General features: G+C 26.7%; 25 protein-coding genes. 14 read left to right on the forward strand and 11 right to left on the reverse strand.

All coding sequences use genetic code 11. The features are described from left to right. The first annotated feature begins 95 nt into the window (after positions 1-95). The 4 genes from AVENP_RS08495 to AVENP_RS08510 all read left to right on the forward strand — a co-directional run bounded on the left by AVENP_RS08495 (position 96) and on the right by AVENP_RS08510 (position 3,563). Entirely contained in the window at positions 96-308 is a 213-nt protein-coding gene (locus AVENP_RS08495; protein ID WP_128360178.1) for a DUF4492 domain-containing protein, read from the forward strand. Positions 309-331: 23 nt separating this feature from the next. Then, entirely contained in the window at positions 332-1,861 is a 1,530-nt protein-coding gene (locus AVENP_RS08500; protein WP_128360381.1) for a cytochrome ubiquinol oxidase subunit I, read from the forward strand. After that, on the forward strand, positions 1,862-2,995 hold the full coding sequence (cydB, locus tag AVENP_RS08505) for a cytochrome d ubiquinol oxidase subunit II (RefSeq protein ID WP_128360380.1): 1,134 nt from the start codon (positions 1,862-1,864) through the stop codon (positions 2,993-2,995). A 115-nt stretch (positions 2,996-3,110) separates the two neighbouring features. Further along, positions 3,111-3,563, forward strand: coding sequence for a NifB/NifX family molybdenum-iron cluster-binding protein (locus tag AVENP_RS08510; RefSeq protein WP_128358186.1), 453 nt, complete (start codon positions 3,111-3,113; stop codon positions 3,561-3,563). A 35-nt stretch (positions 3,564-3,598) separates the two neighbouring features. On the opposite strand, the gene AVENP_RS08515 is transcribed toward AVENP_RS08510, so the two are convergent. The 5 genes from AVENP_RS08515 to AVENP_RS08535 form a co-directional block, all read right to left on the reverse strand. After that, positions 3,599-4,039 carry an NfeD family protein gene (locus tag AVENP_RS08515; RefSeq protein WP_128358185.1) on the reverse strand — a complete coding sequence of 147 codons (441 nt, stop codon included), beginning with the start codon at positions 4,037-4,039 and terminating at the stop codon, positions 3,599-3,601. Continuing rightward, complete coding sequence (locus tag AVENP_RS08520) at positions 4,017-4,946, reverse strand: SPFH domain-containing protein (protein WP_128358184.1); 930 nt, start codon at positions 4,944-4,946, stop codon at positions 4,017-4,019. Before AVENP_RS08520 ends, AVENP_RS08515 begins: the two co-directional genes overlap by 23 nt. A gap of 86 nt (positions 4,947-5,032) precedes the next feature. Beyond that, positions 5,033-5,968 (reverse strand): 23S rRNA (adenine(1618)-N(6))-methyltransferase RlmF, encoded by a 936-nt coding sequence (rlmF, locus tag AVENP_RS08525; RefSeq protein ID WP_128358183.1) that lies wholly within the window; start codon positions 5,966-5,968, stop codon positions 5,033-5,035. Beyond that, positions 5,965-6,816, reverse strand: a complete 852-nt coding sequence (locus AVENP_RS08530; protein WP_128358182.1) for a sensor histidine kinase — start codon at positions 6,814-6,816, stop codon at positions 5,965-5,967. Before AVENP_RS08530 ends, rlmF begins: the two co-directional genes overlap by 4 nt. Further along, positions 6,806-7,465 (reverse strand): response regulator transcription factor, encoded by a 660-nt coding sequence (locus tag AVENP_RS08535; protein ID WP_128358181.1) that lies wholly within the window; start codon positions 7,463-7,465, stop codon positions 6,806-6,808. The genes AVENP_RS08530 and AVENP_RS08535 overlap by 11 nt, the downstream gene beginning before the upstream one ends. A 134-nt stretch (positions 7,466-7,599) precedes the next feature. Between AVENP_RS08535 and AVENP_RS08540 the strand changes: the two genes are divergently transcribed. From AVENP_RS08540 to AVENP_RS08550, 3 genes are all read left to right on the forward strand, one after another. Next, positions 7,600-9,708 (forward strand): methyl-accepting chemotaxis protein, encoded by a 2,109-nt coding sequence (locus tag AVENP_RS08540; RefSeq protein ID WP_128358180.1) that lies wholly within the window; start codon positions 7,600-7,602, stop codon positions 9,706-9,708. Positions 9,709-9,813: 105 nt separating this feature from the next. Then, the gene (locus tag AVENP_RS08545; protein ID WP_128358179.1) at positions 9,814-11,580 is read left to right on the forward strand and encodes a Na/Pi cotransporter family protein; all 1,767 of its coding nucleotides are present in this window, start codon (positions 9,814-9,816) and stop codon (positions 11,578-11,580) included. Next, complete coding sequence (locus AVENP_RS08550; RefSeq protein WP_128358178.1) at positions 11,567-11,794, forward strand: hypothetical protein; 228 nt, start codon at positions 11,567-11,569, stop codon at positions 11,792-11,794. The genes AVENP_RS08545 and AVENP_RS08550 overlap by 14 nt, the downstream gene beginning before the upstream one ends. On the opposite strand, the gene AVENP_RS08555 is transcribed toward AVENP_RS08550, so the two are convergent. From AVENP_RS08555 to AVENP_RS08565, 3 genes are all read right to left on the reverse strand, one after another. Continuing rightward, complete coding sequence (locus AVENP_RS08555) at positions 11,787-12,251, reverse strand: tRNA (cytidine(34)-2'-O)-methyltransferase (RefSeq protein ID WP_128358177.1); 465 nt, start codon at positions 12,249-12,251, stop codon at positions 11,787-11,789. The genes AVENP_RS08550 and AVENP_RS08555 overlap by 8 nt on opposite strands. Further along, the gene (purU, locus tag AVENP_RS08560) at positions 12,251-13,084 is read right to left on the reverse strand and encodes a formyltetrahydrofolate deformylase (protein WP_128358176.1); all 834 of its coding nucleotides are present in this window, start codon (positions 13,082-13,084) and stop codon (positions 12,251-12,253) included. The genes AVENP_RS08555 and purU overlap by 1 nt, the downstream gene beginning before the upstream one ends. Positions 13,085-13,164: 80 nt before the next feature. Further along, positions 13,165-14,421: a malic enzyme-like NAD(P)-binding protein gene (locus AVENP_RS08565; RefSeq protein ID WP_128358175.1), complete on the reverse strand. Its 1,257-nt coding sequence runs from the start codon at positions 14,419-14,421 to the stop codon at positions 13,165-13,167. A 346-nt stretch (positions 14,422-14,767) separates the two neighbouring features. Between AVENP_RS08565 and aspA the strand changes: the two genes are divergently transcribed. The 4 genes from aspA (at position 14,768) to AVENP_RS08585 (ending at position 20,043) form a co-directional block, all read left to right on the forward strand. Further along, positions 14,768-16,165 carry an aspartate ammonia-lyase gene (gene aspA / locus AVENP_RS08570; RefSeq protein WP_128358174.1) on the forward strand — a complete coding sequence of 466 codons (1,398 nt, stop codon included), beginning with the start codon at positions 14,768-14,770 and terminating at the stop codon, positions 16,163-16,165. A gap of 58 nt (positions 16,166-16,223) precedes the next feature. Further along, positions 16,224-18,059: a sensor histidine kinase gene (locus AVENP_RS08575; RefSeq protein ID WP_128358173.1), complete on the forward strand. Its 1,836-nt coding sequence runs from the start codon at positions 16,224-16,226 to the stop codon at positions 18,057-18,059. Next, the gene (locus AVENP_RS08580; protein ID WP_128358172.1) at positions 18,040-18,681 is read left to right on the forward strand and encodes a response regulator transcription factor; all 642 of its coding nucleotides are present in this window, start codon (positions 18,040-18,042) and stop codon (positions 18,679-18,681) included. Before AVENP_RS08575 ends, AVENP_RS08580 begins: the two co-directional genes overlap by 20 nt. Positions 18,682-18,774: 93 nt before the next feature. After that, positions 18,775-20,043 (forward strand): dicarboxylate/amino acid:cation symporter, encoded by a 1,269-nt coding sequence (locus tag AVENP_RS08585; RefSeq protein WP_128358171.1) that lies wholly within the window; start codon positions 18,775-18,777, stop codon positions 20,041-20,043. A 26-nt stretch (positions 20,044-20,069) separates the two neighbouring features. Here the strand turns inward: AVENP_RS08585 and pgeF are convergent, their stop codons facing one another. Continuing rightward, positions 20,070-20,738: a peptidoglycan editing factor PgeF gene (gene pgeF / locus AVENP_RS08590; protein WP_128358170.1), complete on the reverse strand. Its 669-nt coding sequence runs from the start codon at positions 20,736-20,738 to the stop codon at positions 20,070-20,072. Positions 20,739-20,806: 68 nt separating this feature from the next. Between pgeF and AVENP_RS08595 the strand changes: the two genes are divergently transcribed. From AVENP_RS08595 to AVENP_RS08605, 3 genes are all read left to right on the forward strand, one after another. Beyond that, entirely contained in the window at positions 20,807-21,415 is a 609-nt protein-coding gene (locus tag AVENP_RS08595; protein ID WP_128358169.1) for a class I SAM-dependent DNA methyltransferase, read from the forward strand. A 10-nt stretch (positions 21,416-21,425) separates the two neighbouring features. Continuing rightward, complete coding sequence (locus AVENP_RS08600) at positions 21,426-22,220, forward strand: shikimate dehydrogenase (RefSeq protein WP_128358168.1); 795 nt, start codon at positions 21,426-21,428, stop codon at positions 22,218-22,220. A gap of 67 nt (positions 22,221-22,287) precedes the next feature. Continuing rightward, a complete protein-coding gene (locus AVENP_RS08605) occupies positions 22,288-22,461 on the forward strand; it encodes a hypothetical protein (protein WP_153802231.1) in 174 nt (57 codons plus the stop codon). On the opposite strand, the gene AVENP_RS08610 is transcribed toward AVENP_RS08605, so the two are convergent. Further along, positions 22,455-22,856, reverse strand: a complete 402-nt coding sequence (locus AVENP_RS08610; protein ID WP_128358167.1) for a hypothetical protein — start codon at positions 22,854-22,856, stop codon at positions 22,455-22,457. The genes AVENP_RS08605 and AVENP_RS08610 overlap by 7 nt on opposite strands. 97 nt (positions 22,857-22,953) lie before the next feature. Then, positions 22,954-23,976, reverse strand: coding sequence for a hypothetical protein (locus AVENP_RS08615; protein ID WP_128358166.1), 1,023 nt, complete (start codon positions 23,974-23,976; stop codon positions 22,954-22,956). Positions 23,977-24,115 lie beyond the last annotated feature (139 nt).

The following is a 24,115-nucleotide window of genomic DNA, read 5'->3' on the forward strand; positions in this document are numbered from 1 at the left end:
TGTTTGAAATAATATCAAAATTTTCTTGATTTTTTATTGACATATGTTCATTAAAGTGTTATTATTTTGAACATATGTCAACAAAAGGAGATTTTATGTTGAATATTAAAAATATTTACTCTTTTTATTTAAATGGTTTTAAAAATATGACAATTGGAAAAACATTATGGAAAATCATATTAATAAAATTATTAGTTATATTAGTTTTTCTTAACTATTTTATCCATGATAAATCTATCAAATCTGAATATAAGACATATGAAGAGAAAGTTGATTTTGTATATAAAAATCTAACAAAAGAAAATTAAAAGAAAATTAAAAGGAATTTAAAATGGAAGAGCATTTAGTAGATTGGTCCCGTGCCCAATTTGCACTAACAGCCATGTATCATTGGATTTTTGTTCCATTAACACTTGGGCTTGGGTTTATTGTTGCTATTATGGAAACTATTTATGTAAAAACAAATGATGAATTTTGGAAAAAAACTACAAAATTTTGGATGGGCTTATTTGCTATAAATTTTGCCATTGGAGTAGCAACTGGTCTTATTATGGAGTTTGAATTTGGTACAAACTGGGCAAATTATTCTTGGTTTGTTGGGGATATTTTTGGAGCTCCACTTGCAATTGAGGGTATTTTTGCATTCTTTTTAGAAAGTACTTTTTTTGCTGTTATGTTTTTTGGCTGGAATAAAGTAAGTAAAGGTTTTCATTTATTATCAACTTGGTTGGTTGCAGTTGGTTCAAATCTATCAGCTTTATGGATACTTGTGGCAAATGGTTGGATGCAATACCCAACAGGAATGACTTTTAATCCAAATACTGTAAGAAATGAGATGAATAATTTTTGGGATGTTTTATTCTCACCAGTTGCTATTAGTAAGTTTTTACATACTATTGGAAGTGGTTATGTTTTAGCTTCATTATTTGTAATTGGTATTAGTGCTTGGTATTTATTGAAAGACAGAGATATACTATTTGCCAAAAAATCAATGATTATTGGAGCTAGTTTTGGACTTGTAACTTCATTTTTTCTAATCCTAAGTGGAGATGAATCAGCACATCAAGTTGCACTTAAACAACCTATGAAACTAGCTGCGATTGAGGGTTTATATGAGGGAAAAGAAGATGCAGGAATTGTTGCCTTTGGAATATTAAATCCTAAAAAAACAATTTCAAATAATGAAGAAGCTTTTCTTTTTGAGTTCACAATCCCTTATGCTTTATCTTTATTAAGTTATCACAATATTAATGCTTATGTGCCGGGAATAAAAGATTTAGTTTATGGGAATGAAGAACAAGGAATAATTAGTACAGAAGAAAAAATGCAAAAAGGAAAAATTGCTATAAATTCTTTAGAAAATTACAAAGAAGCAAAAGATTCCAATAATCAACTATTACAAAATGAATCAAAGGTATTACTTGAAGAAAATATGAAATATTTTGGTTACGGACACATTAAAAACAAAGAAGATGTAATTCCACCAATTGCAATTAGTTTTTATTCATTTCATATTATGGTTGCTCTTGGAATGTGGTTTACTTTACTTTTTATAATTGTCTTATTCTTTTTAACAAAAAGAGATATTATGAAATATCCAATTATTCTAAAATCTGCCTTATGGAGTATTCCTCTTGGATATATTGCAAGTGAAGCTGGTTGGATTGTAGCAGAAGTTGGAAGACAGCCTTGGGCTATTCAAGATTTAATGCCAGTAGGCATTGCAGCAACAAAAATAGCTTCTACCAATGTAATGATTAGCTTTTTTGTATTTGCAATACTTTTTACCGTATTACTAATTGCTGAAATAAAAATTATGACAAAACAAATAGGTCTTGGGCCTGAAAGTAAGGAGCACTAAATGGGATTTGGATCACTTGAACTTTTAAGCCTTCAACAATATTGGTGGATTATAATATCTTTACTTGGTGGTCTTTTTGTATTTATTATGTTTGTTCAAGGTGGACAAACTTTAATAGATAAATTAAGTGAAAATGAAACAGAAAAAACAATGTTAATAAATAGTATTGGAAGAAAATGGGAACTTGGGTTTACAACTTTAGTTCTATTTGGTGGTGGATTATTTGCTGCTTTTCCTTTATTCTATGCAACAAGTTTTGGGGGAGCTTATTGGGTTTGGTTAGCAATTCTTTTTTGTTTTATTATCCAAGCTGTAAGTTATGAATTTAGAACAAAACCAAATAATTTTTTAGGTCAAAAAACATTTGAAATGTTTTTAAAAATAAATGGAAATATTGGAACATTTTTATTAGGAGTTGCTATTAGTACCTTTTTTAGTGGAAGTGAATTTATAGTTGATTCTAACAACTTTGTAGATTGGCAAAATCCTCTGAGAGGATTAGAAGCACTTCTTAATCCATATAATTATCTTTTAGGTTTTGCTCTTGTATTTTTGGCAAAAATTAGTGGTGCTTTATATTTTATAAATAATATTGATTATGAAAAAATAAGAATTAAAGCAGTTAATTCAATCAAAATAAATATGATTTTCTTTTTAATATTTTTCTTAGGATTTATGGGCTGGATTCTTATTAAAGATGGATATGCTGTTGAAAAAAGTGGTTTAATCATTATTGAAAGATTTAAATATCTTCAAAATTTTATTGATATGCCTATTGTTTTAGGAATGTTTTTAATTGGAGTTTTAATGGTTATAGTTGCTGTATTTGTAACTATTACATTTAAAAAAACTTGTTGTATAAAAACAGGAGGAGTTGGAATTGTACTTACTGTAATGGCTGTTTTATTAAATGTGGGATTAAATAATACCTCTTATTATCCATCAACAAGTGATTTACAAAGTAGCTTAACTATTATGAATAGTTCAGGAAGCCTCTATACGTTAATGACAATGAGTTATGTTTCACTTATGGTTCCATTTGTATTAGCTTATATAAGTTATGCTTGGTATAGCATGGATAAAGTAAAAATTACAAAAGAAGAGATTGAATCAAAAGATTCTCACAATTATTAAAAGTAGGTATAAATTATGGAATATATTAATGAATTATTATGGTTAAGTCTTTGGCCTGTGGTTATATATATCTTGGATATAAAATCTCAATATTAAATGCAACAAAGGAGATAAAATGATTGCAATACCCGTAAAAACAAATAAATTAAATAGTGCTATTTCTACACTTTTTGGAAAAGCTAAATATTTTGCTTTAATAGAAAATAATTCAATAGAAATATTAAAAAATGAACAAATAGGTGGACGTGCAGTTGCAAATTGGCTAAAAAGTAAAAATGTAGATACACTTATTACTTCACATATGGGAGAAAAACCTTTTTCATCTTTAATAAAAAGTAATATCAAAGTATATTTTGCAGGTAACGAAAGAATAGAAACAAAAGAGGTATTACTAAAATACGCAGATGGAGAATTACCTATTTTAGATAATGAAAATTTTCATACCTTTCTAAAAGAAGATGAACACCATTCAAAAAGCTGTTCAAAAGGAAATAGAAAAATACATAAAATGGAAAATAAACTTCAAAAACCTATGAATAAAAATGTTATAAAAAATATTCATATCTAGAAGTTTAATTCAAAAATAGAAACTTAGAAAAGTTTCTATTTTTTTTCTATTGTGGCATGATTTTTATGTGTTTTTAAAACTATCACTTTTTCACCCTCAACAAACTCTTTTTCATCAATAGTTGAGTCAATATCCCAATAAGTAGCTTTATAAAAAACTTTTGAATTTTTAATTTCCCCTATTCCCTTTTCATCTAAAAAATTATCTGAAATATCTCTTTTTGATTTCAAAAAAGATTCCAACGCTTTTTTTCTGAAAAGTAATAATAAAATCAATGAAAAAATAGATGCCACTGCAATTTGCCAAATACCATCTGAAAAAATATACATATAACTAATCAAAGCAATTAAAACAAACCCTAATCCAAACCAAATAAGAACAAAAGATGCAATAACAGCTTCAAAAGCTATTAATGCAACTCCAATTGCTAAAAGGATATAAGGGTCAATTACACTAAGAATTATTTGAGTTGGCATTGCTTACACCTTTAAAAAATGCATCACCTAAAACAGAAGTTGCTCCAACCATTTGAGCTACATCATAAGGTAAAATCATCTTATCTGTTGAACCACTTTCAGCTAAAGCTCTAAATGCAGCAATTCTATCTTTTGCAAGTAAGAATTCTGCTGCTTTTTCGTTTTCCATCATTGAAATATTTATAAGTCTCATAGCTTCTTGTTGACCAGCTGCCATTTGTTCTTGTTCATATCTTTTTGCATCTGCCATTCTTTCGATTGCTTCTGCTTTTAAAATCTCTTCTTGTTTAAACCCTTCAGCTTTTCTAATAACTGCTTCTTTATCAGCTCGTGCTTTTGTTTCAATTGCTCTTTTTTCTCTTTCTGCTTCCATTTGCATATTCATAGCTCTCTCAATTTCAGCAGGAACTGAGATATCAGAGATTTCAACTCTTGTTACTTTGATTCCCCAGTTAGCAGCTGCACTTCCTAACTCATTTTGAAGTTTTGCATTTAAAGTCTCTCTATTTGATAAAGTATCATCTAAATCCATACCACCAATTTCAGCTCTTAAAGTTGTCATTGCAAGATTTGCAATTGCATTTTTAAAATCAACCACATTATAAGTAGCTTCCATAGCATCATCAACTTTACAAAAAACGATTCCATCAATAGAAATATTTACATTATCTCTAGTAATTACAGATTGTTTTGTAATATCAACCAACTGCTCTCTTGAAGTTAAAATTGCTCGAACCACATCAATAATAGGAATAATAAGGTGAAAACCACCATGAAGTTCTTTATTAAACTTTCCTAATCGCTCAATAACATACACATCAGATTGAGGAACAATCTTTACACCTTTTACAATAATTACTAAAACAAAAAATATTATTGCGACAGCAAATATAATACTTGTTTCCATGGAATTCCTTTTTATTGAATTAAAATTATCTTATTCTATCAAAAACATGTCACAAATTATGTCACAATTCTTATACTTAAAAGATATTAGTTTTTAAACCAACTATTTTGTTCTTGTTTATTAAAAAAAGTCCAAGCCACAATTCTTGTGATTTTTTGTCCTTGTGACATATCTATTGTTTTTATTTCAACTGCTTTTATATCTTCTAAGGTTTTATAAATAAAAGGTAAATTCTCTTTTTTTGAAACTAAAGTTGTAAACCAAAGAGAATTATTTTTGAACTCTAAACTCTCTTTTATCATGTTTTTTATGAAAGTTACTTCTCCACCTTTACACCAAAGTTCATTGTTTTTTCCACCAAAATTTAGAGCACTTTTTGCAGTTTTTTGTTTTGTTAGATTTTGAACTTTTCTTTTATTTCCTTCTGTTGCATCTTTTAAAGATTTATGAAAAGGTGGATTGCATAAGGTAAAATCGTAAATATCTTCTTTGTTTATGATATTAGCAAAAATATTTTCAGGTTTTGATTGTAGTTTACACTCTATTTTTTCTTTTAAAAAGTCATTTGAATTTACGATATTTTCTACAGATTTTATAGCCTCGACTTCAATATCACTTCCCACAAAATACCAATCATAAACACTAGCGCCAATAATTGCATAAATACCATTTGCTCCAATTCCAACATCCAAACCTTTTATGGCTTTTCCTTTTGGAATAATTCCATTATTACAACTTGCAAGTAAATCAGCTATATGATGAATATAATCAGCACGGCCTGGAATTGGTGGACATAAATATCCATTTGGAATAGTGTAATTTTCTATTGCATAAAAGTGAGCTAATAAAGCCTGATTTAAAGCAATAACAGCTTGAGGATTTGCAAAATCTATTGATAAATCCCCATATTTATTTGCTTTTACAAACTCTTGTAATTGCGGTTTTGTTTTTATAAGAGTTGGAAAGTCATATCTATTATTGTGAAGATTTCGTGGATGTAATGTTTTTGTATCATTTATCATTTAATTATATTCTTTAGATTTAAGTTAAATTGATTTCCAGTTTCTGTGGTATCAATATTTATTGCTATTTTGTTTTTATCACAAAACTCTTTTACCATGGCTAGACCTAAACCAAAGCCATCTTTTTTTGAGTCTTCTTGAAAATATTTGTCAAAAACTATAAAAAGATTTTTTGTATCTATTTGCTCACCACTATTATAAATAGAAAAAACATTTTCTTTAAAAGATATTTCTACTATTGGATTTTCTTTTATATTGTATTTTATTGCATTTGAAATTAGGTTATCAATAGTTTTTTCAAAACCATTTAAATCTGTAAAAAGCCTAATATTTGGGATATTTACTAAAATTTTTACATCTTTTTTTATATCATCAAATTTTTCAACACAATTTTTTACTAACTCATCTAGATAAACCTCTTGTTTTTCTATTTTGTCTATCTCTTTTTTGATGTTGTATTCCATGTTTTCATATAGTTTTAAAAGATTATTAGAAGCTTGTTTGATTCTATCTAATCTTTTTAAACTCTTTTCATCGGTGATTGTTTTTTCCAAAAGTTGAGTATTCATTTTAATCGTAGAAACTGGAATATTAAGCTCGTGGATTGTCTCTTTAATACTAAGTTCTAACTTCTCATCACTTTTAAACAAAGGTTTTAAAATAGAGATTGAAAAACTCAAAAATATTCCTAAACCTAAAATTATCAAAGGAATAATAATAAATACAAAATTGTCAGGATTCAATCCAAATCTTGAAATAAAAAAATAGTTTAAATATAAAATAATTATCAATGAAAATACAAAAACTATTGAGATTGAGATTAAAAAATCTCTTTTTTTAGAATTCAATTTTATATCCTACACCTTTAATATTTAAAATAGTATCTTTATCAAAAAGTTTTTTTATTTGATTTATATAAACTCTAATCGAGCCTTCACTATACTCTTGGCTTGTTGCCCAAAGTTTCGCAATAATCATCTCTTTTGTTACAATTTCACCTCTATTTTCAATAAAAAGTTCAAGTAATTCAAGAACTTTTACGGGAAGATTCAAATCAACCTCATTTTCATAAACCCTTTTACTTGTTGGATTAAAAATAAGAGAATCAGAAAGTCTTATTACATCAAATTGTTTTTTATTTCTTTTAAGAAGTGCCTTAATTCGTAAAAGTAACTCATCTAAATCAGCTGGTTTTTTCAAATAATCATCACAACCATTTAAAAAAGCTTGCTGTAAAGTATCTTTATCTTTATAAGAAGTTAAAAAAATAGAAGGAGTATTATCTCCTGAATTTCGCAACTGAACGAGTAAATCCAAACCATTTATTTTTGGCACATTAATATCTAAAAGATACAAGTCATAATTTTTTTTAAAATTTAATTCTAAACACTCTTCACCATCACTTGCAATATCAACTTCAAAACCCTCATCACTCAAAAAATCCTCAACAGTAGAGGCAAAAAGTTCATCATCTTCTAAAACTAAAATTTTGTACAAAACTAATCCTTACACAACAACTATATTCATTATATTTACTTTTTGTTAAATAATTGGTAATTTGGAGCAAATTACCTACCAAAGATATTTCTATTACGATAAAATAACTTAAGAATTTATAAGAAAGAGTTACTATGCTAAATAATATTTCAATAAAAATAAAATTAATCGGTTTATCTGTAATTGTCTCATTATCATTTTTATTAATTTTAATAATTGAACTTGTCTCTATAAATAAGATAGATAATATTTCAATAATAAGTAATAATATTAAAAATATGGAAATACAACTATTAGAATTGAGAAAAAACGAAAAAGATTTTCTTGCAAGAAAAGATTTAAAATACTTAGATAATTTCAAAAAAAATGTACAAAATATTGAAAAAATGAAAAATACATTAGACAATGAATTTATTAAATCAGAAATTGATCAAACAGAGTTAAATAATTATAAAAAAGTTATTGATGAATACTCAAATATTTTTTCAGAAGTTGTAAAACTTCAAGAAAAAATTGGTTTAAATCCAGAAAATGGTTTATATGGTGCATTAAGAGATAGTGTTCATTTAGTTCAGGAATTTGCAAAAAAATCAAATGATAACTATTTACTTGCTACCGTTTATGATTTGAGAAAACAAGAAAAAGATTTTATGTTAAGGTTTGATGAACAATATGTTGAAAAGTTTAATAAAATTGTTACAAAACTAGAAAATGATGAAAAATATAAAGATTTAAATAAAATAATTGTTGACTATAGAACAAATTTTTTAAATCTTGTTTTAGCTGAAAAAGAAAAAGGATTAAATGAAGATTCTGGATTAATGAAAAGTATGAGAGACGTAGTTCATAAATCAAATAAATCTTTAGAAAATTTAACAACTGTAATAAATGATAAAACTGAAAAATTACACCAAAAAATCGAGATTTTTTCGTATATTCTCATTATTACAATTGGTATTTTTATAATCATTGCTCTTTTATATATAAGTAGAATAATAAATAAATCTTTATATTCTTTTCAAAAAGAATTAAGTCAATTTTTTGCCTTTTTAAACAATGAAACGACAAATATAACTCTTTTAGATGATAAAAATAATGATGAGTTTGGAAATATGTCTAAAATCATAAATGCAAATATTATCAAAACTCAAGAAAACATCAAAAAAGATAAAGCCTTAATTGATGATGCTACAAAAGTGGCAAATGATATAAAAGATGGTCATTTAAGTAGTAGAATAAACAAAGATTCTAACTCAAATGAACTAAATGAATTAAAAAATGTAATTAATCAAATGTTAGAAAATTTAAATGTTAATATCAGTAATATTTTAAATGTTCTTAAAAATTTTGCATTACATGACTATACAAAAAGAGTTAATACAAAATCAGTTCAAGGAGATATACTTTCTCTTTGTGAAAATATAAATATTGTTGGTAATACTATTACTAAAATGTTAATTGATAGTAAAGGTATTGGTTTACATTTACAAGACAATGCCCTTATTTTAGTTGATAATGTAAAGAATTTAACACAAAATGCAAATACTACAGCTGCCTCACTTGAAGAAACAGCAGCAGCTGTTGAAGAAATAACAGCAACTATTACAAAAAATAGTCAAAATATTAATGAAATGACTCAGTATGCTCAAAATGTAATAGTTGCTGCAAAAACTGGTGAAGATTTAGCAACTAAAACTACAATAGCAATGGATGAAATAAATGCGCAGGTTATTTCAATAAATGAATCAATTACCTTAATTGACCAAATTGCATTCCAAACAAATATTCTTTCATTAAATGCAGCTGTTGAAGCAGCAACGGCTGGAGAAGTAGGTAAAGGATTTGCAGTAGTTGCAGCAGAAGTGAGAAATCTAGCTTCAAGAAGTGCTGAAGTTGCAAGAGAGATTAAAACTCTTGTTGGAAATGCCACAAGTAAAGCAAATGATGGTAAAGAAATTGCTACAAATATGATAAATGGTTATACATCTTTAAATAAAAATATTCAAAGTACAGTTACTTTAATAAATAGCGTTTCAAGTGCTTCAAAAGAGCAACGAATTGGTATTGAACAAATAAATGATTCAATAACTCAACTGGATCAACAAACTCAACAAATCGCCATGATTTCAGCTACTACACAAGAAATTGCAGAACAAACAAATAATATTGCAATACAAATTGTAGAAAATAGTGATGAAAAAGAGTTTGAAGGTAAACATAGTATTAAAGCTATTCATTCATAAGATAGGAAAGTTAAATAAATAATATCTATAAAGTATAGTTAAACTATGCATATTAATATTAATTTGCTACAATAAAAAATTATAAAATGATTTTTAGGACGTGTTGTGGCAAAAAAAATACTTTTACCTTTTGGCTTTCTTATTCTCGCATATTTTGTAATTTCACAAGAGAACTTCACGGTAATCTTAAGTGGAATTGCAATTTTCTTAATCGGTATGTTTTTTATGCAAGATGGTTTCAAACTACTATCTGGTGGGATTTTAGAAAAACTACTTCAAAAATTTACAAGTAATACTTTCTATGCAATTTTAACTGGATTTTTTTCAACTTCGATTGTTCAAAGTTCATCAATTATCTCCTTAGTTGTTATCTCTTTTTTATCTGTTGAATTATTAACTTTAGTTCAAGGAATTGGAATAATATTTGGTTCAAACCTTGGAAGTACAACAACAGCTTGGATTGTTTCAAGTTTAGGAGTGGATGTAAAAATCTCTATTTATGCGATGCCAATGATTCTTTTTGGTGTACTTTTTAGATTTTTCAAAAGTAATAGTTACAAAGGTGTGGGAAATGTACTTTTAGGATTAGGATTTATTTTCCTTGGTATTTCTTATATGAAAGATGGTTTTGATACTTTAAAAGATTCTATAGATTTAGCTTCATATTCAATGGAAGGTGTTTTAGGAATCATAATTTACATCTTAATTGGAGCAATAGCAACGGTTGTTATTCAATCAAGTGCAGCAACTTTAGCTATTATAATTACAGCTTTAAGTGCTGGAAGTATTATATATATAAATGCAATTGCTCTTGCAATTGGTGCAAATATAGGAACAACATTTACAGCAATCATCGCTTCACTAGCTTCAAATGAAAATGGGAAAAGAGTAGCATTTGCACATTTTACTTTTAATATAATAACTGCAACTATAATAACTATATTTATCTATTCATTTAAAGATTTAGTTGATTTTCTAGCTCCTTATTTAGGAATTAGTGAAGATAATTATGGAATGAAATTGTCGTTATTTCATACAATATTTAGTTTACTTGGTATTCTTTTACTTTCACCATTTATAAATCAAATAGTAAAACTTTCAGAAAAACTAATCAAGAAAAAAGTATCAGCTTTATCAAAACCAAAATATCTTTTGGATTCAAATTTAAGTCTTCCAGATACGGCTATTGTATCAATTAGAAAAGAGACAATTAATCTTTATGAAAATTGTCAAAAAGCAATGCTTCATGCTTTAAATCTACATACAAGTAATCTAAAAACGCTAGACGATTTAAAAGTTCAAATTTCTAAAGAAGTTACAAAAATAGATACAAATATTGATGAAATTTATCATTCAAATTTAAAAATCATATATAGCGAAATCATAAAATACTCTTCATTTGCCCAAGAAAATATGACAAGTTTCCAACAAAGAGAAGTTGCAGATATAAAAAGAAGTGCAAAAATTATAGTTGAAGTATTAAAAGATACAAGAGATATTCAAAAAAATGTTAATTTTTATTTAAAAAGTAAAAATGATTATATAAAAGAAGAGTATAATTTATTAAGAGAAGAGTTAGCTACAATATTAGTTGATTTAAATTTGTTATACAATAATGAAAATGAGTTAGAAAAAATGACTCAATTAGAAGTTATCAAATCGACTCTTTTAGCAAATGATTTATCAAATTCTGGAAAAATAGATGCTTTAATTAGAGAAGATAAAATCAAAGCTACAATGGCAACTTCACTCATAAATGATAGTGCAACTGTTTATTCTATTCAAAAAAAGTTAGTTGAAATGGCAAGTATGTTATTTTTAAATAATACTCTACTAAAAGAGATAGGAGATAGTCAAAATGGATCTAGATAAAATTGTTTCTAAAATCAAAAAATATATAAAAAAAGAGAGTTTAGATGAATCTAAACAAGAAAAAGTAAAAGAGATAATTGAAAAATTATCTCTTAAAAAAGCAAAATTGAAAAAAGAGATAAAAGAGGCTCAAAAAGATAACGAAAAACAAAAACTTCAAAAAGAGCTTGAAGCTGTAATAAAACTTATTGAAAAAAGCAATACTCTTATTTAAAATCTTTAAAGTTTTGTCTTAAAGCTTCGTAAGCTACGATTGAAACTGAGTTTGCAATATTTAAACTTCTTGCTTCATTTGTCATAGGAATTGTAATACATGTTTTTGGACTTTTTTCAAGTAAAGACATAGGAAGTCCAGCATCTTCTCTTCCAAAATAAAAATAATCCCCTACTTCATAACTTGCTTCAAAATAAACTTGCTTTGTTTTAGTAGTTGCTAAAAAATGTCTATCATTAAATGGATTTTTTGCCCAAAAATCTTCGATATTTTCATACTCTCTAACATCTAATTCAAACCAATAATCAAGCCCAGCACGACGAACTTCTTTTTCAGTAATCTCACCAAAACCATAAGGTTTGATTAGATGAAGTGTGCAGTTAAGTGCAAAGGCAAGTCTTCCTATAGTTCCTACATTTCCAGGGATTCGAGGTTCTAATAAAACGATATTAAACATTATAAAATTACCGTTTTATTTCCATGAACAAAAACTCTATCATGTAATAACATTTCAAAAGCATTTGAAAGTACGATTTTTTCTACATTTCTTCCTGCATTTCTCATATCTTCCCAAGAATAACTGTGATCTACTCTTACCACATCTTGGAATATAATTGGACCTTCATCCAAATCACTTGTAACATAATGAGCAGTTGCTCCAATAATTTTAACACCTCTTTCGTGTGCTTGTTTATATGGATTTGCTCCAATGAATGCTGGTAAAAATGAGTGGTGAATATTTAAAACTTTTTTAGGGAAAGCATCTACAAATTTTGGAGTTAAAATTCTCATATATTTTGCAAGAACGATTAATTCAGGCTCATATTCATTGATTTTAGCAATCATTTTATCTTCATGATCTTCTCTGCTCATTCCATCTGCACTAATACAAGTAAAAGGAATATTGAACTTCTCAACTAAATCTTTTAAGTGGTCATGATTTGCAATAACAGCTTTGATATTTGCATTTAATTCCTCTGCAATATATCTAATTAATAAATCACCTAAAACATGAAACTCTTTAGTTGCTAAAATAACAACATCTTTTTTCTCTTTTTTATTTAGTTTAATTGAAGCGCCATTAGGTAGAACTTCTGTTAACTCTTTTAGCAAGATATTTTTAGAGACATTTCCAGAAATAATACTTCTCATAAAAAACTTTTTTGTATCAGGGTCAACATATTCAGCATTTTGCTCGATGTTTAAGTTATTTGCAAAAAGAACTTTTGAGATATTATAAACAAGTCCTTTTGAATCTTCTGTGTCAATTAAAAGTATATACTCTTCCATTTTTATCCTATTTATTATTCAAGCTTAAATTTTTTAAAGCCCGAATAATATCATTTTATAGATTAATAGATAATTTTAGCTTATATCATAGAAGCTAATTTTTCTCTATATTTTTCTAAGTCAAATTCTTTAACTCTTGCAACTCCTGATTCAACTGCACCATTTGCAACTGCTGCTGATACTTCAACCATTAATCTTTTATCAAATGGAATTGGAATAATATATTCTCTTCCATAATTTAACTCACCAAAAGAAGCTCTTAATTCGTCACTTATTGGTTGTTTTGCTAAGTTTGCAATAGCTTGTGCTGCTGCTTTTTTCATATGCATATTTATTGTTCTTGCTTGAACATCAAGAGCACCTCTAAAGATATAAGGGAAACCTAATACATTATTTACTTGATTAGCATAATCTGATCTTCCTGTTCCAACTATAGCCTTTGGTCGTACTGCTTTTACTTCTTCTGGGAAAAGTTCTGGTGTTGGATTTGCTAAAGCAAATACAATTGGCTCTTCACTCATAAGTTTTATATGTTCAACTGTAAAAGTTCCTGGTTTTGATAAACCTAAAACCATATCAGCATCTGTAAATGCTTCTTCCATAGTTGTACAAGAACCTGTAACAAAATTTAATTTATATTTATTTAAATCAGTTCTTCCACTATGAACTACACCTTTTGAATCGCACATAATTAGATTTTTAATACCTAATTCTTTGTACATAATTGAACAAGCAATTGCAGCAGCACCAGCTCCAACAACTACTACTTTTAAATCTTCGATTTTTTTATCCATCATTTCAACAGCATTTAATAAAGCTGCACTCGTAATAATTGCCGTTCCATGTTGATCATCATGCATAACTGGAATTTCAAGCTCTTCTACTAATCTTCTTTCAATTTCAAAACATTCAGGTGCTTTTATATCTTCAAGATTTATTCCACCAAATGTAGGAGAAATAGCTTTTACAATGTCACAAAATTTATTAATATCTGTTTCATCTACTTCTATATCAAATGAATCAACAGCAGCAAATTTTTTGAATAATACAGCTTTACCTTCCATTACAGGTTTTGAAGCAAGTGCTCCAATATTTCCAAGTCCTAAAACTGCTGTTCCATTTGAAATAACAGCTACTAAGTTTCTTTTTGACGTGTATTCAAAAGCAAGAGCAGGATCTTTTGCTATTTCTTCGCAAGGAAATGCAACTCCTGGAGAATATGCTAAAGATAAATCTTTTTGAGTTTCCAATCTTGTTGTAGTTGCAATTGCAACTTTGCCAGGAGTTGGAATTCTGTGATAGTTTAATGCTTCTTCTTTAGTAACTTTTGTACTCATTGTTTCCCTTTTCTATAGTTTGATTTATTATATAATTATGAAATCTAGAAATAGTAACAAAAAGAAACTTAAATAAAATAAATTCAGACTGTTTTTTATTTCTAAGATATTTTTAAGCATATTATGTAAAAATTATGTAAGTCTTAATTTTTTATAAATTTATTATATTAATTTTATATTTTTATATTAATAAAAACATAGTTTAATTAATTCTTTAAATTATTATCCTCATCATTCATTCTTAAATTATTAAATTATTTAGTACAAAAGATAAAAAAACACTTTTATGACATTTATGTATATTAATATTTCGCATAGATATAAAATATAAAGGAAAAATAAAAAGATGCTAACAAGAATAGAACATGATTTAATTGGAGATAAAGAAATTCCAATAGATGCATATTATGGAATTCAAACAGCAAGAGCGAAGGAAAACTTTGATGCCTCAGGTGTTACATTATCAAGTTTTACTACATTTATTACTTCACTTGCAAAAGTAAAAAAAGCTACTGCGTTAGCAAATTTTGAATTAAATCAATTGGATGAAAAGAAAAAAAATGCAATCTGTCAAGCTTGTGATGAGATTATTGATGGTAAACTCCATGAAGAATTTATAGTTGATATGATTCAAGGTGGAGCTGGAACTTCTACTAATATGAATGCAAATGAAGTTATTGCAAATAGAGCTTTAGAAATATTAGGACATAAAAAAGGTGAATATAAACACCTTCATCCAAATAATGATGTAAATTTATCTCAATCTACAAATGATGTTTATCCAACTGCAATAAAAATCACATTATATGAAAAAATATTTGAACTTGTAGATTCTATGAAAATTTTAGAAAACTCAATGGCTAAAAAAGCAATTGAATTCCAAAATGTAATAAAAATGGGAAGAACACAACTTCAAGATGCTGTGCCTATGACTTTAGGACAAGAGTTTAATACTTATGCAATTACAATTGATGATGATATTCAAAGATTAATAGAATGCCAACAATTAATAAGACAGATGAATCTTGGAGCAACTGCAATTGGAACGGGAATTAATTCTCATCCACAATATGTAAAAATTGTAGAGAGAAAACTACAAGAAGTTACAAATAGACCTTTTGTTACTGCAAAAGATTTAGTTGAATCAACACAAGATACAGGAGCATTTGTTCAAATTTCTGGTGTTTTAAAAAGAGTATCAGCAAAATTATCAAAAATATGTAATGACTTAAGACTTTTAAGTTCAGGTCCACGAACTGGATTTAATGAGATTAATCTTCCAGCAATGCAACCTGGAAGTTCAATAATGCCAGGAAAAGTAAACCCAGTAATTCCTGAAATGGTAAATCAAATAGCTTATCAAGTTATTGGAACTGATGTTACTATTACAATGGCTAGTGAAGGTGGACAATTACAATTAAATGTTTTTGAACCAATTATTGCCTATAACTTATTTAATTCAATAAATATGCTGAAAAAAGGTTTTGAAAGTCTAGCTTATAAATGTATTGATGGAATTACAGCAAATGAGTTAAGATGTGAAGAGTTAGTATTAAATAGTATTGGACTTGTTACTGCACTTAACCCATATATTGGATATGAAAATTCAACAATGGTTGCAAAAATAGCTTTAAATAGTAACAAATCTGTTTATGATGTAGTTTTAGAGAAAAACTTATTATCAAAAGAAGAATTAGATAGAATTATACAACCACAAAATATGATAAGACCAATCGCTTATTAAATTAAGTTAAACAAGAAGTTAATCTTCTTGTTTTATTTTTAAACTTAGGACAATTATAATGCCAATAAAAGCTTTTTTATTAATAGTATTGTTCTTTTTTAACTATTCATTTGCAACTACTTCAGATAATAAATCCCATATATTAATTATTAATTCCTATCATAAAGGTTTTCAATGGAGTGATGAACTTATTTTTGGACTTGAAAAAGTTATTAATAATGATAAAACTGTTGAAACAACTATTCTTTACATGGATTCAAAAAGAATATCTTCGAGTGAATACTATGAGGAATTAAAAGACCTTTATAAACTTCAATTAAATAATAGAAAATATGACTTAGTCTTGCTTGTAGACAAATTTGCTTATGAATTTGCACTTAAAAATTATAATGAACTTTTTAAAAACAATGAAAAATTAGTATTTACAGGTATTGAACAATATGAGCCTTTATTAGTTGAAAAGTCTGGCTTAACTGGGAAAATATCTGGAATAATAGAAAAAAGAGCTATTTTTGATATTGTAAATATTATAAATAAAATGATGCCAAAATTAAAAAAACTATATATTATAAATGATTTTAGTAAAAATGGAGACGATTCAGATATTGCTATACGAAATGCTATTAATCTAAATAATAACTTAGAAATTGAATACATTAGATATTCAACTATAGATGAACTTAAAAAGAAGTTCTCAACATATAAAAAAGATGAAGCTATATTTTTTGTACGTTTTTATAATAATACAAATCAAGAATTACATACAAATCAAGAGATTGCATCAATGATTAACTCTTTTGAATTACCTACATTTTCTACTGATTCATTATTTATTGAAAAAGGTTCAGTTGGTGGAAAACTTGTATTAATTGAAAACTTAGGGAAAAGTACTGGAAATTTACTTTTAGAACTCTTAAATGATAAAAATGCAAAACCTATTATAAAAACATATGATAGTTATTCATATATTTTTGATTATGAAAAATTAAAAAAATTTGATTTAAATACAGATTTTTTAAAGAAAAAAGTTACCTTTGTAAATGTACCTTTATCTTTTTTGGATAAAAATAGAAGTTTAGTAAATGCTGTATTTATTATTTCTCCTGTTTTACTCTTTTTTATTCTTCTTTTGTTTTATAATCTACAACTACAAATAAAAAATACAAAACATCAAGAATTTATAATCCAACAATCAAAACTAGCAGAAATTGGAGAAATAATCTCATCAATTGCTCACCAATGGAAAGAACCATTAATTGAAATATCTACTTTAGTTCAAGAACATGTAGCTTCAAGTAAAAAAACAAAAGAAGAAGAGGAAAAATACCTAAAAGATATAATGTTTCAGATTTATTATATGACAGATACTATAAATGATTTTCAAGATTTTATAAAACCATCAACTAAAAAGACACACTTTGATATAAAAGATGCCATTATCAAAATGATGCATATTGTAGAACACAACATAAAATATAGCTATATTGATATAAATATCAATTTTCAAGAAGAAACAAAACTTATTGTCTTGGGTTATAACAATGAATTAATGCAAAGTCTTTTAAATATTGTAAATAATGCAAAAGATTCAATAATCAAACAAAGAGTATCAAACAAAAAATTTAAAGGTCTAATAAATATAGATATTTTCAAAAGAACACAATATGTTCAAATAGAAATAAGTGATAATGGTGGAGGAATAGATAAAAAAGATATGAAAAAGATTTTTGATCCATACTACACAACAAAAGAAAAAGGACATGGAATTGGACTTTATATGACTAAAGTAATTATTGAGGATAAAATGGATGGTTTAATTTATGCTGTAAATAAAAATAATGGTGCAACTTTTATAATAAGACTGAGGTTAGAAAATGAAAATTTTAGTTCTTGAAGATAATGAAAATTTATGCAATTTTATAAAAACATCTTTAGAAAAAGAAGGTTATGTGATTGATACATTTTATGATGGTGAAGATGCTTTAGAAGTTTTGAACAACGGTTATAGTTGTTTTATACTAGATATAAATGTGGCTTCTATTGATGGAATATCTATATTAAAAACTATTCGTATGTATAGTAAAAATATTCCTGTAATCATTATGAGTTCAAATCATGAACTAGAAAAGATACAAGCTTCTTATGAATTGGGTTGTGATGATTATTTAAAAAAACCATTTTTGATGTATGAATTAATTCAAAAAGTAAAAAAGCTTTGTCAAATAAAACAACAAATATTTGATTTTACAAATAATTTTATATATGACTATGATAATAGAAATTTAAAAGGTCCAGATGGCGAAATAAAACTTGCAAAAAAAGAGATACTTTTTTTAGAACTACTTTGCAAAAACCCAACTAGAATATTCTCTTTTGAAGAGATTGAAAACTATGTATGGGAAGGAGAGGAAACAGCTTTAATAAACATAAGAGGTTTAGTAAAACGTCTTCGAAAAAAAATTCCTGAAAATACAATAAATATTGTTAAAGGCATAGGATATAAATTAAATCTTTAAAATAATAAAAATTTCTTTAAAAAAAACCATAAAAAGCACTTTTAGGACATGTTAACTTATTAAAATATTTTTAATATAAATTAAGGAGAGAAAATGTCAAGAGTATGGAAAAATATCCCATTATGGCAAAAAATTCTAGGAGCATTAGTTCTTGGACTTATTACAGGAATCGTTTTTGCTGAAAGTGCGCAAGTATTAAAACCACTTGGAACACTATTTATTAATCTTATTAAGATGCTAATTGTGCCATTAGTTTTTGTTACCTTAGTAACTGGTATTATTGCAATGGAAGATTTAAAAAAGATGAGAAGAGTTGGAATTAAAACATTTCTAATCTATATTGTAACTACTGCTATTGCCATTACTATTGGATTAATAGTAGGTATTGTTTTAGAACCAGGTGCAGGTGTGACATTAGATGCTGCAAAAAATATGACAGTAACTCAAGCGCCAGCTTTAATAGATACCTTATTAAATATTATTACAAAAAATCCTTTTTCAAGTTTTGCAAATGGTGATATATTACAAATTATCTTTTTTGCAATTATTCTGGGTGTTTCTATCAATCTATCAGGTGATAAAGGTGAACCTGCAAAAAAATTCTTTAATTCTATTGCAGAAGCTATGTATAAAATGACTGAAATTGTAATGGGATTTGCACCATTTGGAGTTTTTGCTTTAATGGCTTGGGTTTCTGCTTCTTATGGGATGGATGTATTATTAAGTTTAGGGAAAGTTATATTTGCTGTGTATTTAGCTTCTGTTATTCATCTATTATTTACAATTGGTGGAGCAATATCTATTTTTGCAAAACTAAATCCTATTAGATTCTTTAAAGGTATTGTAGCTGCTCAAACTGTTGCATTTACAACAACAAGTAGTTCAGGAACATTACCAATTACTACACAAAACTGTGTTAAAAACCTAGGTGTTTCAAAACCAGTAGCTAGTTTTGTTTTACCTCTTGGTGCGACTATAAATATGGATGGAACGGCACTTTATCAAGGTGTTTGTGCAATGTTTGTCGCTCAAGCATTTGGAATTCAATTAGGAATGCAAGAGTATATGATGATTATTTTAACAGCAACATTAGCATCAATTGGAACAGCAGGAGTTCCAGGAGCTGGACTTATTATGCTTACATTAGTTTTAACATCTGTTGGATTACCAATTGAAGGTGTTGCAATTATTGCGGGAATCGATAGAATCTTAGATATGGCAAGAACAACTGTTAATGTTACAGGTGACGCTATGACTTCAGTATTAATCGCAAGAAGTGAAAATGAGCTTGATGAAGAGATTTATAATGGGAATAAAGAGCATGAAGAAGAGTTTGTAGAAATGCAAACTGTAAAAGCTTAAATATAAAGAGGAAAAACCTCTTTATATTATCTTACGATAATTCCTGCAAATCTTCCTGTTTTAGTATCTTTTCTATAAGAGAAAAAAGGTTCAGTTGAACATTTCGTACAAACTTCTGATATTCGAATATTTCTAATTCCCACTTCTTCTAAAAGTTTTACATTGATTCCATGTAGATCTATGTTTCTGCCTTTACAAAATTTCTCTCCAAATGATGTTTTAACGATTTTAGCTAACTCCTCACTTACTTCATAACAACAAGTATGAATGCTTGGTCCCATAATTACTTTTATATTATTTGCATTGCAACCTAATTCACTCATCATTTTATTTGCAGTGATTTGTGCAATTTTTAAAAAAGTAGAGTTTCTTCCAGCATGAACAGCTGCAATTACACCTTGTATCTCATCAAAAAACAGAATTGGAATACAGTCAGCAACCATAACCATAAGTGGCAAGCCTTTTGTTTTTGTGATTAATCCATCACAATTTTCTATAAGTTTTGGTGAGTTCTCGTCCACTATTTGAACATTGTTTCCATGAACTTGGTTCATATAAACTAAATCTTCATTTTTATAATTCATCTTTAAAGCAACTGCTTCTCTGTTTGTATCCACATTCTCTTTTATGTCATTTACATGATAAGCTAAATTTCCATCTTCAGTTGTTGTAAAATAGTATTTAATTTGATTCATAATTGCTCTTTTATTTGCTTTTGATATAATTTAGCGAAATATTAATGATTTATTGTTTAAGGATAGATATGAACAGATTTGATGAAGCAGCTAAAACTTGGGATAATAAACAAGCAAGTATTGATAGCTCAAATGCTTGTGTAGAAAATCTACAAAAACACGTAGTTATAAAAGAAAATGCTAACATTTTAGATTATGGTTGTGGAACTGGATTTATAGCTTTTGTTTTAAGCACAGATAAAAACAGTGTTTTAGGAATGGATTATTCAGATGGAATGGTAAATAGATTTAATGAAAAAGCAAATGAACTAAACTTTGACAATATCAAAGCTGTAAAACACAATATGAATGAAGATGAAATATCAAAAAATACTTATGATTTATTTATCTCATCTATGACTATGCACCATATCAAAGATACAAATATGTTTGCACAAAAAGCTTATGACTCTTTAGTAAATGGTGGATATATTTGTATTAATGACCTAGAAAAAGAGGATGGAACTTTTCACGAAAAACATAAAAATGATGGTGTTGAACACTTCGGATATGAAAAAGAAAATGTGAAAAAAATCTTTACTAATGTAGGTTTTAAAATCATCTCTTGTGATACGGTTTATATTCATGAAAGAAATGAAAAAGAGTATCCACTTTTTAATCTAATAGCAAAAAAATAAAAGGAAAAGAATGTCAGAAAAATTTGCAATATTTGGAAATCCAGTTGCTCACTCAAAATCACCACAAATGCAAAATGCAGGATTAAAACATATAAATTTTGATGGGAATTATGAAAAACATCATCTAGAAAATGGAAATGAAATCAAAAAAACTTTTTTAGACTCAAACTACAAAGGTGCAAATATAACAGTTCCACACAAAGAGTTTGCCTATGAAAATGCTGATGAAATCAGAGGTCTAGCAAAAGAGATAAAAGCTGTAAATACGTACATCCTTGAAGATGGAAAAGTAGTAGCTTACAACACAGATGCACCAGGATTTTTAAAAGCAATAGAGAGTTTTGGAACTATTAAAAATGTTTTACTTTTAGGAGCAGGAGGAACTGCAAAAGCAATCGCCCTATCCTTAAAATCAAAAGATATAAATGTAACTGTGTTAAATAGAAGTGAGGGGAAACTAGACTTCTTTAAAGAGCATCAAATTCCATGTTTTTCATGGGGAAATTTTGAACCTACAAAATATGATTTAATCGTAAACTCAACAAGTGCTGGACTAAAAGATGAATATTTACCTTGTGATAAAAAAATCCTAGAAACAGTTTTCAAAGATGCTTCTTTTGCTTTTGATTGTGTTTATGGAAAAATCACACCATTTTTAGCACTTGCAAGTGAAAATGGACTTAAAATAAAAGACGGTGAAGATATGCTTTTATTTCAAGGTGTTTTAGCATTTGAGTATTTCACTAATACAAAAGCCAATAATTCAGTGATTGAAGCTATGAGAAAAGGATTAAAAGAGGAATAAAATTCTTCTTTTATTAAAAATTAAACTATAATTCCAATATAAACTACAAAAATACTAGAAGTTCAAAATGAAAAAAGTAACAAAACTTTGTGGAACTAAAAAAAATTATATTATCCTACCTCAAGATGAAAAACTAACCCTAAATCAAATTTACGTCTGTAACAAATGTAAAAGAATTTCAAAAGAAAAAATCTTTTTATGTTACCCTGAACTTAAAAATGAAAAAGATTTAATTCAATAATTATGGAATGATCCCCATAATTCGTTCATCTTAAAAGTATATTTGTAAAGTGCAAAATACCAAGGAAAAAGTATTACACTAAATGCTAAATAATTTACATTCTTAAGAAAAATATAATTGTATTCAAAGAAAAGATAATTTGTTGCATCTACTAAAATAAGAAAAAAGAAAAATATCCATAATTCTTTGAAAAAATATTTTTTCTTATTAATATATCCCCTAATTCCAAATAGTGATATGATAATAATCATCAAAAATAAAATATCGTACATTTTTGAATATATATTTCCAACTAGAACAGCATCTTCATTTAAAACTGTAAATCCTAATATACATATAAAACAAGTTAACATAACCCAAAAATATAATTCCCAAAAAACAATTGTCTTATTCATATCTCATCCTAACTATTTTTTATAAATAAATACGAAGATACATAATAACTAACAAGTGTCACAGATAGTGTCACAAATTTTTAATATTTCAATAATTTTAAATAAAAGTAAATTGAGGTTTATCAACATTATAAGTTTCTATTAAAAACTTATTACTTCCGACTGATAAACTAATATACGCATTTTCTTTATGAGGATTTTTTATCATCCATAAATCATCTTTGTCTATTACAATATTTGAGAAACCTAATATTTCATATTGAGATAGCAACTCTAATTTTAGCTCTTCAAAAGTTTTATTGAATATAAAGGGAATAGTAATTTTAAAATTTCCATCTTTTTCATAGATTGATAACTCTTCAACCTCTTTTTTTATATTTTCTTCATAAGTGTATTTTTTGATAAATTTATAAGTAGAAGATAGAGTTGAAACCACTAATACTGTTATAAATAGATCTAAGAAAACATATAAAACATCAAAATATGAAGAAACAACATTTACTAAAAAATTAATAACTAAAGAATAAATTAATCCTACAAGAATTGTAATAATCATAGGAAAAATAACTATAGAAAAAAAAGTTATAAGTTTATAAGTTTTTGTTTTATTCCAAGATTCCCAAATGCTCATCTCTTCATCTAAAGCAATTGCAGGAAAAACCAAAGACATTCTAGAAAATATCATCAAAACAACAATTAAGGTTATAGGAATACCAACTATTGGTATAAATAAAAAAAGAAAAGAAGGAACACATAAAAAACCTATAATAAATGAAGAACTTAAATATTTAAATTCTCTCAAACCAAATTTGAAGAAACCCCATGTAGGAACAGCATTTTCTTCAAGTAAGAGAACTCTGTGAGTTGTAATAGCTACTATAATACTAATAATTAAAGACAAAATAAGAAAAAATACCAAAGTAAAATCTGAAAAAATATTCGTAATATTTGGAGTAGTAAAAGATTTATTATAATAATCAATTATCATTAATAAAATAAAAGGAATTATTAAAGCCTTTATTAAAATATTTTTCTTTTTAACCAATAAAATAAAAGTATCATTTATAATTTCCTTATATGCTCTAAAAAAACCAATATGATTAGATCTATTTTCATTCATTACTTTTTTCCTTGTTTATTGTATAAATAACAACAATTTTTTAATCAGACATTCTATCAATTTTCTGTCACAAATAATGTCACAAAACATACAATATAATAATTTTTGATTATTTCTAATCTATTTGATATAATGGTAT

Source organism: Arcobacter venerupis, from assembly GCF_013201665.1.
Taxonomy (GTDB): domain Bacteria; phylum Campylobacterota; class Campylobacteria; order Campylobacterales; family Arcobacteraceae; genus Aliarcobacter; species Aliarcobacter venerupis.

Coding starts and splice junctions, on each gene's coding strand:
- AVENP_RS08495 (WP_128360178.1), top strand. CDS start 96: ATGTTGAATATTAAAAATATTTACTCTTTTTATTTAAATGGTTTTAAA.
- AVENP_RS08500 (WP_128360381.1), top strand. CDS start 332: ATGGAAGAGCATTTAGTAGATTGGTCCCGTGCCCAATTTGCACTAACA.
- cydB (WP_128360380.1), top strand. CDS start 1,862: ATGGGATTTGGATCACTTGAACTTTTAAGCCTTCAACAATATTGGTGG.
- AVENP_RS08510 (WP_128358186.1), top strand. CDS start 3,111: ATGATTGCAATACCCGTAAAAACAAATAAATTAAATAGTGCTATTTCT.
- AVENP_RS08515 (WP_128358185.1), bottom strand. CDS start 4,039: ATGCCAACTCAAATAATTCTTAGTGTAATTGACCCTTATATCCTTTTA.
- AVENP_RS08520 (WP_128358184.1), bottom strand. CDS start 4,946: ATGGAAACAAGTATTATATTTGCTGTCGCAATAATATTTTTTGTTTTA.
- rlmF (WP_128358183.1), bottom strand. CDS start 5,968: ATGATAAATGATACAAAAACATTACATCCACGAAATCTTCACAATAAT.
- AVENP_RS08540 (WP_128358180.1), top strand. CDS start 7,600: ATGCTAAATAATATTTCAATAAAAATAAAATTAATCGGTTTATCTGTA.
- AVENP_RS08550 (WP_128358178.1), top strand. CDS start 11,567: ATGGATCTAGATAAAATTGTTTCTAAAATCAAAAAATATATAAAAAAA.
- AVENP_RS08555 (WP_128358177.1), bottom strand. CDS start 12,251: ATGTTTAATATCGTTTTATTAGAACCTCGAATCCCTGGAAATGTAGGA.
- purU (WP_128358176.1), bottom strand. CDS start 13,084: ATGGAAGAGTATATACTTTTAATTGACACAGAAGATTCAAAAGGACTT.
- AVENP_RS08565 (WP_128358175.1), bottom strand. CDS start 14,421: ATGAGTACAAAAGTTACTAAAGAAGAAGCATTAAACTATCACAGAATT.
- aspA (WP_128358174.1), top strand. CDS start 14,768: ATGCTAACAAGAATAGAACATGATTTAATTGGAGATAAAGAAATTCCA.
- AVENP_RS08575 (WP_128358173.1), top strand. CDS start 16,224: ATGCCAATAAAAGCTTTTTTATTAATAGTATTGTTCTTTTTTAACTAT.
- AVENP_RS08580 (WP_128358172.1), top strand. CDS start 18,040: ATGAAAATTTTAGTTCTTGAAGATAATGAAAATTTATGCAATTTTATA.
- AVENP_RS08585 (WP_128358171.1), top strand. CDS start 18,775: ATGTCAAGAGTATGGAAAAATATCCCATTATGGCAAAAAATTCTAGGA.
- pgeF (WP_128358170.1), bottom strand. CDS start 20,738: ATGAATCAAATTAAATACTATTTTACAACAACTGAAGATGGAAATTTA.
- AVENP_RS08595 (WP_128358169.1), top strand. CDS start 20,807: ATGAACAGATTTGATGAAGCAGCTAAAACTTGGGATAATAAACAAGCA.
- AVENP_RS08600 (WP_128358168.1), top strand. CDS start 21,426: ATGTCAGAAAAATTTGCAATATTTGGAAATCCAGTTGCTCACTCAAAA.
- AVENP_RS08605 (WP_153802231.1), top strand. CDS start 22,288: ATGAAAAAAGTAACAAAACTTTGTGGAACTAAAAAAAATTATATTATC.
- AVENP_RS08610 (WP_128358167.1), bottom strand. CDS start 22,856: ATGAATAAGACAATTGTTTTTTGGGAATTATATTTTTGGGTTATGTTA.
- AVENP_RS08615 (WP_128358166.1), bottom strand. CDS start 23,976: ATGAATGAAAATAGATCTAATCATATTGGTTTTTTTAGAGCATATAAG.